This is a genomic window from Pleomorphomonas diazotrophica (genome assembly GCF_002844595.1).
GTDB lineage: Bacteria > Pseudomonadota > Alphaproteobacteria > Rhizobiales > Pleomorphomonadaceae > Pleomorphomonas > Pleomorphomonas diazotrophica.
Genome location: NZ_PJNW01000002.1, coordinates 863,869 through 876,757, shown reverse-complemented (window position 1 = coordinate 876,757; position 12,889 = coordinate 863,869). Strand labels below are relative to the sequence as shown.

Here is a 12,889-nt window from a genome sequence, read left to right as displayed (position 1 = left end):
ACGGGCTATTGCGCGTCTCGGTCGCCATCGGCGAGGCCGAGACGCGTCATCTTGTCGTAGAGGGTCGACTTCGGGATTCGGAGCAACTGCGCGGTCGGGCCGAGGCCACCGCCACTGCGGCCGAGCGCGTCGACGATCATCGCTCGCTCGAAGGCCGCGACCGCCTCGGTCAGCGACAAGGGCTCGACGGCGGTCGCCTCGGCAAAGGGGGGGAACCCAGCCTCAATGCCGAGGACGCAGCGATCGGCAACATTCCGGAGCTCGCGCACGTTGCCCGGCCAGTCATAGGCCATCAGCGTGCCGAGACGGGTGTCGTCGAGCACCGGCGCGGGGCGGCCATGCACGACGCTCGCCTGTTCGGCGAAGTGGGCGAACAGCAGCGGAATGTCCTCGCGCCGATCCCGGAGTGCCGGCAATGCCAGCGAGGCGACGGCGAGGCGGTAGTAGAGATCGGACCGGAAGCGGCCCTCGGCCGCCATCTTGCCGAGGTCGCCCTTGACGGCGGCGACGATGCGGCAATCAACTGAAACGGACGTGTTCGACCCGAGCCGCTCCAGCGTCCGCTCCTGCAAGACACGCAAGAGCTTGATCTGAACGCTGACCGGCGTTGTCTCGACCTCGTCCAGAAACAGCGTACCGCCACTCGCATGCTCGATCTTGCCGATGCGGCGCTTGGTGGCGCCGGTGAAGGCGCCGGCCTCATGGCCGAACAGCTCGCTTTCCACGAGATGCTCCGGTAGGCCACCGCAATTGATCGCCACGAAATGCCCCTTGCGACGCGAGCTTTCGTCATGCAGGCAGCGGGCGACCAGTTCCTTGCCGGTGCCGGTGTCGCCGCTGATCAGCACCGAGGCATTGGTGCTCGCGATGTCGGCGATGACGCGCCGGAGTTTCACCATGGCCGGCGAGCGGCCGATGATCCGTCCTTCCAGCCGACCGCCGTCCGTGAGCTTATGGCGGAGGCGGCGGACCTCGATCGTCAATGCCCGCTTCTCGCGGGCCCGCCTCACCACCTCGACCAGATGCTCAGGCGAAAAGGGCTTCTCGATGAAGTCGTAGGCACCCGATCGCATGGCCTGAACGGCCAGTGACACATCGCCATGGCCGGTGATCAGGATCACCGGGAGATCGGCATCGGCGGCCTGCATCTCCCTCAGAAGCGACAGGCCGTCGCGGCCGGGCAGACGCACATCCGAGACGATGACGCCCGGCCGCGCCTCGGCGATCCGCCTGAGCGCCTCCTCGACCGAACCCGTGCCGATCGTCTGCATGCCCTCAAGCTGAAGCGCCTGCTCGCAGCCGAGCAACACGTCGGGATCGTCCTCGACGATCAGCACCCGGAGGTCATCGATCGTGGGCTTCGTCATGTCGCCTCCCCGGCTCCGATCGGAATGGTCATCGAAAACACGGCGCCTCCCCCCTCGGCGTTGCTGGCGACGAGCTCACCGCCAAAGTCGCGAATGATGCCGGCCGAGATTGTCAGCCCCAGACCGAGACCGACGCCGGGCGCCTTGGTGGTGAAAAAGGGCTCGAACATGTGGGCGAGCCGTTCCGGCGGCAGGCCGGGGCCGCTGTCGCGAATATCGATGCGGGCAAAGTCGCCCTCGAGGCGGGCGGAGAGATGGATGCGCTGATCATCCTGCCCTTCCATGGCGTCCACGGCGTTGCCGATCAGGTTGAGCAGCACCTGCTCGAAGCGGTTGGCGTCGCACCAGAGCTCGATATCGCCTCCGTCGATGTCGATCGTCACGGCCACCCCTCCTCGCGTCAGGCGATGGTTGAGCAGGAACAGCACGTCGTCAATGAGCTTGCGCAATCCGACGCGCTGCGGCTCGCCGGACGATTTGCGGGCAAAGCTCTTGAGTTCGCCCGTCAGGTTGCCCATACGCTCGACCAGTGGCCGGACGCGTTCGAGATTGCCGCGGACGGTGTCGAACTCGCCACGCTCGAGGAATCTCACGGCATTGCCGGACAGTGTAACGAGGGCGGCTAGAGGTTGGTTGAGCTCATGGGCGATGCCGGCCGAAAGCTGGCCGAGGCTTGCGAGCTTGCTGGCCTGTACGAGGCCGGACTGCGCATCGCGCAGCGTGCGCTCGGCACGTTCCCGTTCCTCCACCTCCTCCCGCAGCCGCTCGTTAGCAGACGACAGCGCCGCTGTCCGGTCCGCCACCTGGCTTTCGAGGTGATCGTGGGCGCGCTGCAACGCGGCGCGCGCCGCCAGGATTTCGCGAAGATGCCGTCGCCGCTGGCGATAGACCGCCAGAAGCCCCAGACACAAGAGGCTGCCGAGGCCGGCGAGCGCCGCCCACAGACGCGCGAGATCGTCCATCTCCGAGAGATCGGTGAACACCGTGAGCGTCCACGGCGTCTCGGGCATCGCCCGGCTTTCGGCAAGGAACAGGCCCTCCGTCGAGAAGCTGCTGTCCGACCCGGCCGCACCCGGCAGGCGCACAATGCGGGTGCCGTCGTCGAGTTGGCGCAGGGTGGAAAGCCCGATCGGCGCAAGCGGCCGGTCGTTGTATTGCTGGGCCTCGGCGATCTCCCGCCGCGCCTTCTCGTCGAGCGCCACCAGCGTTCCGTATTTCCAGGCCGGCACTGACGACAGCACCACGACGCCGTGCTCATCGCTGAGAATGGCCGGAGATTCCGCCGATGCCCAGGAGCGTTCGAGCTGTTCGAGGCTGACCTTCACCACGCCGATGCCCAGCGTGTCGTTGCCGCGCGAGATCGCCGTCGCCAGAAAATAACCCGGCTGCCGATTGGTGGTGCCGATGCCGTAGAAGCGCGTCACCCGGCCGACGCCGGCGTTCTGGTAATAGGGTCGATAGGAAAGATCGCGACCGACGAAGCTGTCCCACTTGTTCCAGTTGCTGGAGGCGATCACCCGGCCGGTCTTGTCGAGCAGGAAGACGTCGAGCGTGCCGATGCGATCGTTCAGCGCTTCGAGGTAGCTGTCGGCCCGATAGCGCAGCAGCGAATCCGTGGGATTGGCGAGCAGCGCAAGGATGCTGCCGTCGAGCGCCATCACATAGGGGTAGCTTGCGTATTTGCCGATCTCGCGCTCGAAGCTCGCCGCATAGAGATCGAGCCGGTGGCTGGCATTGGCCCGGGTGCCGGACAGAGACAGCTCGAAGACGGCGCGATAGGCGACGAAGGCGACCACGGCCGCGATGGCAAGCGCTCCCGCCAACGGCAGTACCGCTGCGAGGCGAAACCGACGGCGTTTCGGCTCGATGCTCTCGGCGTCCTCGGCCAATCCGGATCCTCCCGCTGATCGTGATCCATCGATAGCGCAAGGCCGCCCGGCGGGAAAGCCGGGCGGCCGATGCATGTCGGGGTTGAAGGGATCAGCCGAGGGCCTTCAGGAGGAACACTGCCAGCACCACCATGGCCGCTCCGCCGATGCGGGTGGAGATCTGGGCGAAGGGCATCAGGCCCATGCGGTTCGACGCCGAGAGAATGGCGACGTCGCCGGTGCCGCCGAGGCCGGAATGGCAGCAGGTCACGATGGCCGCTTCGACCTCATACATCTTCAGCACCTTGCCGATCAGCCAGCCCGAGGCGACCATGGCCAGAACGGTAGACGCGCAGATGGCGAAGTAAGCGGGGGTGAAGGCGGCGATCAGGTCATTCCAGGGGACGTAGAGCGTGCCGAGGCCGACCAGCAGCGGGAAGGTCATGTTGGTGGTCATGAACTTGTACATCTGGTGGGCGCCGGTCTCCATCCGCTCGGGGATGAGCTTCGACACCTTGAGCAGCGCTGCGCCGATGATCATCAGGATTGGGCCGGGAATGCCGGTGAACGGCGACAGGAAGGCGCCGAGGATGAACATGGTGCAGGCCATCAGCAGGCCAGCGCCCATCAGCGGCAGTTCGATCTTCTTCTCGACGGCCATCTCCTTGAGGAGCTCGTTGTCGTTGCCGGTGCGGACCAGCAGACCGTTGCCGGAATACTGGGGCTTCTTCTCGCCGATGCGCTTCAGGACGCCCGAAGAGATGATGGCAACGACATTGCCGATCAGGGCGGCCGGGATCAGAGAGGCGATCAGTTCCGGCTGGGCCGTGCCGAGAATGTCGGAATAGGCAAGCGACAGCGGCAGGATGCCTTCGCCGATGCCGCCGGCGACGATCGGCATGACGATGAAGAAGAAGGTGTGCTTGAACTCGTAGCCGAAGGCCATGCCGACGAGCCCGCCGGCCGCGACGGCGGCGATCGTCCCGACGGCAAGCGGCACGAACATCTTGAGGAAGCCCTGGATCAGCACCTTGCGGTTCATGCCGAGCATGGAGCCGGTGACCAGACAGGCGATGTAGAGATAGAGGAAGTTCGACGTCTTCATCACCGCCTTGATGGCATCGGACGTCGCCGGATTCATGATCTGATAGCCGAGCATGGCCGAGGGCACGAACAGGCAGAGGATGGCCGAGCCGCCGATGCTCTTCAGATAGGGGATGCGGCCGCCGATTTCGCCAAGCAGGAACCCCAGCACCATGATGGCGGCGAAGCCGCCGATCATGTCGGCCGGCAGCTTGCCGATCACCGAGGCGCCGAAGACCACGCCGGCAATGGCGAGATAGAGCGGAAGCGGCACAGGGCCGACCTTGTAGGTGGCGACGCGGGACAGAAGGCTGCCGCCCGTCTCCACCGCGATCGCATTGTTCTGCGTGATGTCCGTCATGTTCGTTCCTCCTGCCCGGCGCACGTCCCGTGGCGGGCCTTCCCTTGGACTGTCCGGCCGTCCGGTCGCGCCGGCGCCGAGATGGCTTCGATCGGAGACTGCCCTGTGAGCTGCCTTGGCCGATCGACCATGCCCCGACCCTCCGTCCTTGTTCCCTCCTCGGAAGGCGGCCGTCGCATGCCGTTTGAATGGCATCAGGCGTGCCAACTTGAACTGCCGGCTAACCGATTGTTTTATCGATTTAATTCTGAGGCTGACGCGGCGGCTTTTCCGGCTTTTCGGACACAGGTCCTTCACAGCCGTCCGGAAAACCGGACGGTTTTGTGAGCTGGAAGTAAGTGATATCACTGATTTTGTTGGGTTTCTTGCCAGCCTTGTCTGGCGAGGATGCCTACCTAAGTCGTGCGGGGGCTTACCTCCCCTTGAAACGATATGTAAGCTGCCTCGAGTGCCGTCGGCCGCGCGACCCGGCGGCGTCGGGAGACGAGGGAACCGCCATGAAAACGATCAAGGGACCGGGCATATTCCTGGCGCAGTTTGTCGGCGGCGCGCCGCCCTTCGACAGCCTCGATGGACTGGCGCGTTGGGCGGCCGGTCTCGGCTATGTCGGATTGCAGCTTCCGACCACTGCCGGTCTGTTCGACCTCAGGAAGGCCGCGACATCCCAGACCTATGCCGATGAGCTGAAAGGCCGGTTGCGGGAGGTCGGCGTCGAGATCACCGAGCTATCCACTCATATCCAGGGCCAACTCGTCGCCGTGCATCCGGCCTACGATCAACTCTTCGACGGCTTTGCTCCGGAGGCGGTGCGGGGCAATCCGGCGGCTCGTACCGAATGGGCAACCCGTGAGCTGAAGCTCGCCGCGGAAGCGTCGCGCCGGCTCGGCCTTGCGGCGCATGCCACCTTCTCGGGCGCCCTCGCATGGCCCTATGTCTATCCTTGGCCGCAGCGACCGGCAGGGCTTGTCGAGGAGGCCTTCGCCGAGCTCGCTCGTCGGTGGAGGCCGATCCTCGATGCCTTTGAGGATGCTGGCATCGACGCCTGCTTCGAGCTGCATCCCGGCGAGGACCTGCACGACGGCGCCACCTTCGAGCGCTTCCTGGAAGCGGTGGGCAACCATCCGCGCGCCAACATCCTCTATGATCCCTCGCACTTCGTGCTGCAGGCGCTCGATTATCTTGCCTTCCTCGACATCTACCACGAGCGCGTCAAGGCCTTTCACGTCAAGGATGCCGAGCTCAATCCATCCGGCCGTTCCGGCGTCTATGGCGGCTACCGGTCCTGGGTGGACCGGCCCGGCCGCTTCCGCTCGCTCGGCGACGGTCAGGTCGACTTCTCGGCCATCTTCTCGAAGATGGCGCAAAACGACTATCCCGGCTGGGCCGTGCTCGAATGGGAATGCGCGTTGAAGCATCCCGAGGACGGCGCCGCCGAGGGAGCCCCCTTCATCAAGGACCATATCATTCGCGTCACCGAACATGCCTTCGACGACTTCGCCCAGAGCGGTGTCGACGCGGCGACCAACCGCCGGCTGCTCGGCATCGGTTGAGGACAGGACATGAGCAAGACCCGCATCAAACTTGGCATGATCGGCGGCGGTCCTACCGCCTTCATCGGCGCCGTCCACCGTATCGCCAACGAGATCGCCTGATCCCTTGCAACCATGGTCGCTGACATGGGCGAGGCCACTTGTCGCGGCTTCGGTTGACCGACTTGTGCCAAAGGAAATGAGGAATGGCCGACACCGAGAAAAACCTTGTCATCTTCGATACCGATCCCGGCATCGACGACGCCATGGCTCTCCTCTTCCTGAAAGCGCAACCCAGCATCAAGCTTGCCGCAGTCACCACGGTGTTCGGCAATGCGGAAATCGACGTCACCACGCGCAATGCGCTCTACCTCACGCAACGCTTCCGCATCGACGTGCCCGTTTATGCGGGAGCGAGCCGGCCCCTGACGATCGCTCGCCGGTCGGCGCCCGCCTTCATTCACGGCGAGGACGGCCTCGGCGACGCCCATGTCGTTGACGGCTTCATCGCAGAACCGGCCGGAGGCCATGCCGCGGACCGGATGGTCGAGATCGTCAGGGCCAACCCGGGCAAGGTCACCATTCTCGCCGTCGCGCCGCTGACCAACCTTGCCCTCGCCCTTCAACGCGATCCCGGCATCGCCACGCTGGTGAAAGACGTGGTGATCATGGGCGGCGCCTTCGGCTGGGGCGGACGGCGCGGCAACGCGACGCCGGCGGCCGAGGCCAACGTCCACAACGATCCGCATGCCGCCGATATGGTCTTTACCGCCGCCTGGCCGGTGACAGCCATCGGCCTCGACGTCACCAGTCATTGCGTGGCGAGCCACGCGGACGCGGCGGAACTGGCGGAAAGCGGCGAGGCGGGCCGCTTCCTCTGGGATATCTCGCGCGGATATGAGGCTCTGTATCAACGCCGCAATCAGGTCGATGGCTGTTGCCTGCACGACGTCGCGGCGGCTGCTTATCTCGTGGCGCCGGAGTTGTTCACCCTCCGCTCGGGTCCGGTGCGCGTCGTTACCGAGGGCATCGCCATCGGTCAGACGATCCAGAAACCGGACGGCCACAGCTTCGGTCCCAACGCCTGGGACGGTCACCCGTCGAAGCTGGTGGCCGCCGAGGCCGACTGTGCCGGCGTCGTCGAGAGCTACAAGGCGGCGATCCGCTCGTTAGGCTGAGGTGAAGCTTATGTCCGCCGATCCACGCGCCCTCCTCCGCTCCATGTTCGATGCGGCGATCGCTGCTGCTCAGCCGGACCGCTGCATTCCGCCCTTCCTGCCGGCCGGTCCAAAGGGGCGCCTGATCGTCCTTGGTGCCGGAAAGGCGTCGGCTGCCATGGCAAGGGCTGTGGAACGTCACTGGAGCGGACCGCTGGAAGGGCTGGTGGTGACACGCTACGGCCATGCTGTGCCGACGGAGCGCATCGAGATCGTCGAGGCGGCACATCCCGTACCCGATGCCGCAGGTCTTCAGGCGGCGCGTCGCATCCGCGACTTCGCCGCCGCTGCCGAGCCCGACGATACGGTGCTCTGCCTGATCTCCGGCGGTGGATCGGCTTTACTTGCCCTCCCGCTGGATGGCATCAGCCTTGATGACAAGCAAGCCGTCAATCGGGCGCTGCTTGCCTCCGGCGCGCCGATTTCCGAGATGAACTGCGTCCGCCGACACCTGTCGGCGGTGAAGGGCGGTCGTCTCGCCGCCCTCGCCCATCCGGCCAAGGTGGTGACGCTGCTGATATCGGACGTGCCGGGCGACAACCCTGTCGATATCGCGTCCGGCCCCACCGTCGGCGATCCCACCACCTGCGCGAATGCCCTCGCCATCCTCCGCCGTTACCGCATCGCCCTGCCGCCGGCTGCCGAAGCGTTGCTCGAAAGTGGAAGTGGCGAGACGGTGAAGCCGGATGATCCTCGCCTCGCCGGCAACGAGACGCATATCGTCGCCGCCCCTCAGGCCTCGTTGGAGGCGGCCGCTGCCGTGGCCCGCGAGGCCGGTTTCGCCGCCCATATCCTCGGTGATGCTCTTGAAGGCGAGGCGCGCGACGTAGGAGCCGTGCTGGCCGCAGTCGCGCGTCAAGTCGTCCAGCGCGGCCAGCCGTTCACCCCGCCTTGCGTTCTGCTGTCGGGCGGGGAAACCACGGTGACGCTACGCGGCGGTGGGCGCGGAGGTCGTAACGTGGAACTCCTGCTGTCGCTCGGCCTGCATCTGCGGGGCTTTGAGAGCGTCTGGGCACTGGCCGGCGATACCGACGGCGTCGATGGTCTTGAAGAAATCGCCGGCGCCTTGTTGACGCCGGACAGTCTCTCCCGTGCCTGGGCGCGGGGCATCAACCCGCAAGCCGCCCTCGACAACAACGATGGTCACGGCTTTTTCGGCGCGCTCGGCGATGCGATCATCACCGGCCCGACGCTGACCAATGTCAACGATTTCCGCGCCATCCTGATCACCTTACTTTACAACCCGCCTCCCGTCGAGGTGGCAATCTCCTAAGCTTTAGCAATTATTTCACCGGCTCATGCGCAGATCGTCGATGCAGGTGCTTGCGGGATGGACGCCGGAACGCCTGCATGACCGGCGGCCAGAAGGCTTGCCTCGCCGAAACGGGGGTGATCGGTGCTCTTCGCAAAGCAGATTGCCAGACCGGGCAAACGATTGCAGGGCGGCAGGGATGGGATCTGGTCGGACCGGTCCGGCGCTATCAGTATCATCTTTGCGCTTGTCATCTTGCCGTTGATGATCGTGATCGGGGCCGCGGTCGACTATGCGATCGCCTCTCGTACCAAGGACATGCTGCAGTCGGCGGCTGACGCCGCCGCCGTTGGCGCCATATCCATGAGTTCCAGCGCCGTGAAGCAGGTCATCCAGACCGGGACGGTCGGCAACATAGCGGTGGCGGAGAGTGACGCTCTCAAGATCGCCCAGACGAATTTCGGTGGCTCAAGGTTTTCAAGCATTACATCATCGCAGATCTCGGTGCGCTACGCCAGCAATACGTTCAACTCCGACGTCACTCTGACGTCGGATGTGCCCACCTATTTCGTTCGCCTGTTCGGCGTCAACAACGTCGCAGTCACGGCGCGTGCAACGGCGCAAAACAAGCCGATTTACTACTATAATTTCTATGTTCTGATCGATAACAGCCCATCCATGGGGCTAGGTGCCACGGCAGCCGACATCTCCGCCCTTGAAGCCGTGAACGGGGGTTGCGCCTTTGCCTGTCATATCACCGGCGCGACCTACGACACCTACATCCTTGCCAAGCAACGAGGCATCACCCTTCGTTACCAGGTGGTGTCCCGAGCCGTTCAGTCGATGATCAACAAGGCGGCCGCCAGCCAGCTCGTGTCGAACCAGTACAAGATGGCAGTCTACTCCCTGGGACCCGACGCGCAGGTCACCAAGCTCACCCAGGTCGCCGCCCTGTCATCGTCGCTTTCCTCCGTCGCCACCGCGGCGGCCAATGTCGACCTCATGACGATTCCCTATCAGAACTACGACAACGATCAGCAAACCGACCTGCTGACCGCCCTCAAGGACATCAAGGCCCTCATTGGCACGAGCGGTAGTGGGCTGTCTGCGAATGATCCCATCAAGGTTCTCTTCCTCATCAGCGACGGCGTGGAGGATGCCGAGCGTCCGAAGAACTGCAAGGAGAAGCTCACTGGCGACCGTTGTCAGCAACCGCTCGACACCACAGCCTGCTCGGATATCAAGGCCAACGCCGTAAAGCTCGCCAGCCTCTACACCACCTACCAGAAGATCCCGAGCAACACCTGGTACACGACCTGGATCGCGCCCTTCCAGTCGAAGATCGCGACCAACATGAAAACCTGTGCCTCGGAAGGTCTGTATGCCGAAGTCGCGCCATCCGGTGACGTCAGCGCCGTTCTGACCCAGTTGTTCGCCAATGTGGTAAACGAGACGCACCTGACCCATTGAGTCGGAACCGGCGATGAAGGGTGTCCATCTCTCAAACTTGTTCTATCGGAACGTCGTCCGTCCCTGGCTGGACGAAGCATTTCCCAGCCTCAGGCACGATGCGGGGATTTTCGGCTACGGCTCCGAGCTCCTCGGTTTCGACGACGACATGTCGCGTGACCACAATTGGGGACCGCGTGTCCAGCTCGTGGTGACCGATGGGGACTTTGCGACGCACGCTGCGGCGATCATCGATGGCTTTGACGCGGTGAAGCCCGCGACTTTCCTTGGCGAGCCCATCGGCTACCGCTCTCGCCCGCATCCTCCGATTGTCGCAGAAGACGCCCTTGGGCGTCCAGAACACGGCGTCGAGGTCTTCACCGCCAAGGGCATGTTGAGAACGACGCTTGCGCTTGATCCGGGGACACCGCTCGATGCCTTGATCTGGCTTTCCTTGCCTGAACAGAAACTGTTGGAACTGACGGCCGGCGAGGTGTTCCACACCGGCCTAGGCGCTCTCCCGCATCTCAGGGAAACCTTCGCTCGCTGTCCGCGCGACGTCACGCTTTACAAGCTCGCGGCGCAGTGGCGCCGCATCGCCGACGAGCAGGCCTTTGTCGGCCGGGCGGGTTACGTCGGTGACGACCTCGGCTCCCGCGTCATCGCCGCGCGGCTCGTACGCGACATCATGCGAGTTTGCTTCCTGCTCGAAGGCCGCTACGCGCCTTATGCCAAATGGTTCGGTTCGGCATTCGCTCGACTTGCAAGCTCGGAGGTACTGTTGCCGATGCTTACGGCAGTGCTGGAGGCCGAGACCTGGGAGCCTCGCCAGGCAGGTCTCGCGCAGGCTTGCCTTGTTGTCGCCGAAATGCATGCGGCTGCCGGCTTTCCGCTGTCCGTGACGCCCAGGATCGGCCCCTATTACGACCGCCCGTTTCCGACGATCAACGCGGAAGACCTCAGCGCCGACCTTGCCGCGAGTATTGTCGATCCGCTCCTGCGCGGCCGGCCGGTTGTCGGCTCCATAGATCAGGTCACCGATGCCACGCCATTGATCGCCTCGCCAGAAGGGGCCCGAAAGGCCACCTTCGCCTTGCTTGCGGATCGCGCCAAGAGCTGAGCCGCCCAGCCGCCCCACGCGACAGCGAATACAATCAAAAGTTGCCAAGGTGTCTTGTGTCGGCAGGCGAACCGTGGTGTTCCAACTCGGCACAGTTCTGGTGAGAAAGCTCCCCAAGACTGACGACGGTGGGGTATGAGGCCCATTCGGCGTAAATGACCGGTCAAGAGACTTGGTATTTTTGCCAAGAGGGGCAAAGATCCGGAATATCGTGTTAACGCCAGCTATGCTGGCAGAAGACACCGAGATAATATCTGCATTGATAGTGTTTTACTTCCAATTTTAGCTTTCCAATCACAAGCTTCGCGCAAGGGTGGCGGTGTTTCCTGCAAGCAATGACAGTGCTTCAGGAGATGAGCGATGAGTCTTTACGGTGTCTTGCGCAGCGGCGTTTCCGGAATGAACGCCCAGGGCAGCCGGTTGGCTACCACCGCCGACAACATCGCCAACGCCAATACGGTTGGTTACAAGCGCGCCTCGACCGAATTCTCGTCGATGGTGATCGGCAACAGCCGGTCCGGCGCCTACCAGCCGGCCGGCGTAACGACCCAGACGCGCTACGCCATTGGCGAGGCTGGTTCCTATCTGTCGACCACCAGCGGCCTCGATCTCGCCGTCACCGGTTCAGGTTTCTTCGTGGTGCAGGACGCCGGCGGTACCCCCTACCTAACGCGCGCCGGTTCTTTCGTTGAACAGACCGACGGCACGCTGAAAAACGCCGGCGGCTTCACGCTTCTCGGCTATGATCTGGCCAACGGCCCGCCCTCCCCGTCCGCCAACAGTCTGACGGGCCTGGTGCCGGTCAATGTCGACGCCCTGGGCATGACGGCCTCGCCGACGACGAGCGGCTATCTCACCGCCACGCTCGATTCCAATGCCACGGCATCGGCGACCCCGGCCAGCGGCAACACGGCGGCCTCCACCTATACCAACAAGACCTCGCTGACGGCCTACGACAACCTCGGCAACGAGGTGATGCTGGACGTCTACTTCACCAAGACCGGTGCCAATCAGTGGGAGTACGCGGTTTTCGACCGCGCCGGCGCCACGGGCGGCGGCTTCCCCTACGTTGCCACCGGAACGCCGGCCGTCGGTCCGGTTCTCAGCACGGGCACGCTCAACTTCAATCCCGCCAATGGCAATCTGACCGCCCCGGCGATCGCCTCCTTCTCGGTGCCCAACGGCGGTTCGTCGCAGACGATGACGCTTGACCTCTCGTCCATGACGCAGCTTGGAACCAAGGAGTTCAATCCGACCGGCGACACCGACGGCAACGCGGCGCAGGCGGTCGACAGCATCGAAATCAGCGACAAGGGTATCGTCTACGCCATCTTCGGCGACGGCACCCGCAAGGCCACCTTCCAGATCCCGCTCGCCAACGTTCCGAGCCCGGACAACCTGACGCCCATCGCCGGCAACGCCTACTCCATCTCGATGGACTCGGGCGATCCCAGCCTCGGCTTTGCCGGATCGTCGAGCTTCGGCGTTATCAAATCCGGCTCGCTGGAGCAGTCCAACGCCGACATGGCGAGCGAGCTCACGGCCATGATCGAGGCGCAGCGCGGCTACACGGCCAACTCCAAGGTCTTCCAGACCGGCTCCGATCTGCTCGACGTGCTCGTCAACCTGAAGCGCTGACCTCC

Annotated in this window: 9 protein-coding genes; 6 read left to right on the top strand and 3 right to left on the bottom strand. The window is 64.2% G+C overall.

Features of this window, described 5'->3' with window-relative positions; translation table 11 throughout:
• Positions 1–5: 5 nt before the first annotated feature.
• From CXZ10_RS05035 to CXZ10_RS05025, 3 genes are all read right to left on the bottom strand, one after another.
• On the bottom strand, positions 6–1,367 hold the full coding sequence (locus CXZ10_RS05035; RefSeq protein ID WP_101287986.1) for a sigma-54-dependent transcriptional regulator: 1,362 nt from the start codon (positions 1,365–1,367) through the stop codon (positions 6–8).
• Positions 1,364–3,256 carry a sensor histidine kinase gene (locus tag CXZ10_RS05030; protein ID WP_210199840.1) on the bottom strand — a complete coding sequence of 631 codons (1,893 nt, stop codon included), beginning with the start codon at positions 3,254–3,256 and terminating at the stop codon, positions 1,364–1,366. The genes CXZ10_RS05035 and CXZ10_RS05030 overlap by 4 nt, the downstream gene beginning before the upstream one ends.
• A gap of 91 nt (positions 3,257–3,347) precedes the next feature.
• A complete protein-coding gene (locus tag CXZ10_RS05025) occupies positions 3,348–4,679 on the bottom strand; it encodes a 2-hydroxycarboxylate transporter family protein (protein WP_101287984.1) in 1,332 nt (443 codons plus the stop codon).
• A gap of 497 nt (positions 4,680–5,176) precedes the next feature.
• On the opposite strand from CXZ10_RS05025, the gene CXZ10_RS05020 reads away from it, so the two are divergent.
• The 6 genes from CXZ10_RS05020 (at position 5,177) to CXZ10_RS04995 (ending at position 12,884) form a co-directional block, all read left to right on the top strand.
• Positions 5,177–6,229, top strand: a complete 1,053-nt coding sequence (locus CXZ10_RS05020; RefSeq protein WP_101287983.1) for a sugar phosphate isomerase/epimerase family protein — start codon at positions 5,177–5,179, stop codon at positions 6,227–6,229.
• A 185-nt stretch (positions 6,230–6,414) separates the two neighbouring features.
• Entirely contained in the window at positions 6,415–7,386 is a 972-nt protein-coding gene (locus tag CXZ10_RS05015; protein ID WP_101287982.1) for a nucleoside hydrolase, read from the top strand.
• A gap of 10 nt (positions 7,387–7,396) precedes the next feature.
• Positions 7,397–8,698 carry a glycerate kinase type-2 family protein gene (locus CXZ10_RS05010; protein ID WP_101287981.1) on the top strand — a complete coding sequence of 434 codons (1,302 nt, stop codon included), beginning with the start codon at positions 7,397–7,399 and terminating at the stop codon, positions 8,696–8,698.
• Positions 8,699–8,821: 123 nt separating this feature from the next.
• A complete protein-coding gene (locus CXZ10_RS05005) occupies positions 8,822–10,147 on the top strand; it encodes a TadE/TadG family type IV pilus assembly protein (protein ID WP_101287980.1) in 1,326 nt (441 codons plus the stop codon).
• Between the two features lie 13 nt (positions 10,148–10,160).
• On the top strand, positions 10,161–11,246 hold the full coding sequence (locus CXZ10_RS05000; RefSeq protein ID WP_101287979.1) for a DUF4037 domain-containing protein: 1,086 nt from the start codon (positions 10,161–10,163) through the stop codon (positions 11,244–11,246).
• Positions 11,247–11,606: 360 nt separating this feature from the next.
• On the top strand, positions 11,607–12,884 hold the full coding sequence (locus tag CXZ10_RS04995; protein WP_101287978.1) for a flagellar hook protein FlgE: 1,278 nt from the start codon (positions 11,607–11,609) through the stop codon (positions 12,882–12,884).
• Positions 12,885–12,889 lie beyond the last annotated feature (5 nt).

Bases quoted from the DNA above. Each gene is read 5' to 3' on its own strand.
- CXZ10_RS05035 (WP_101287986.1), bottom strand. From the start codon at position 1,367: ATGACGAAGCCCACGATCGATGACCTCCGGGTGCTGATCGTCGAGGAC.
- CXZ10_RS05025 (WP_101287984.1), bottom strand. From the start codon at position 4,679: ATGACGGACATCACGCAGAACAATGCGATCGCGGTGGAGACGGGCGGC.
- CXZ10_RS05020 (WP_101287983.1), top strand. From the start codon at position 5,177: ATGAAAACGATCAAGGGACCGGGCATATTCCTGGCGCAGTTTGTCGGC.
- CXZ10_RS05015 (WP_101287982.1), top strand. From the start codon at position 6,415: ATGGCCGACACCGAGAAAAACCTTGTCATCTTCGATACCGATCCCGGC.
- CXZ10_RS05010 (WP_101287981.1), top strand. From the start codon at position 7,397: ATGTCCGCCGATCCACGCGCCCTCCTCCGCTCCATGTTCGATGCGGCG.
- CXZ10_RS05000 (WP_101287979.1), top strand. From the start codon at position 10,161: ATGAAGGGTGTCCATCTCTCAAACTTGTTCTATCGGAACGTCGTCCGT.
- CXZ10_RS04995 (WP_101287978.1), top strand. From the start codon at position 11,607: ATGAGTCTTTACGGTGTCTTGCGCAGCGGCGTTTCCGGAATGAACGCC.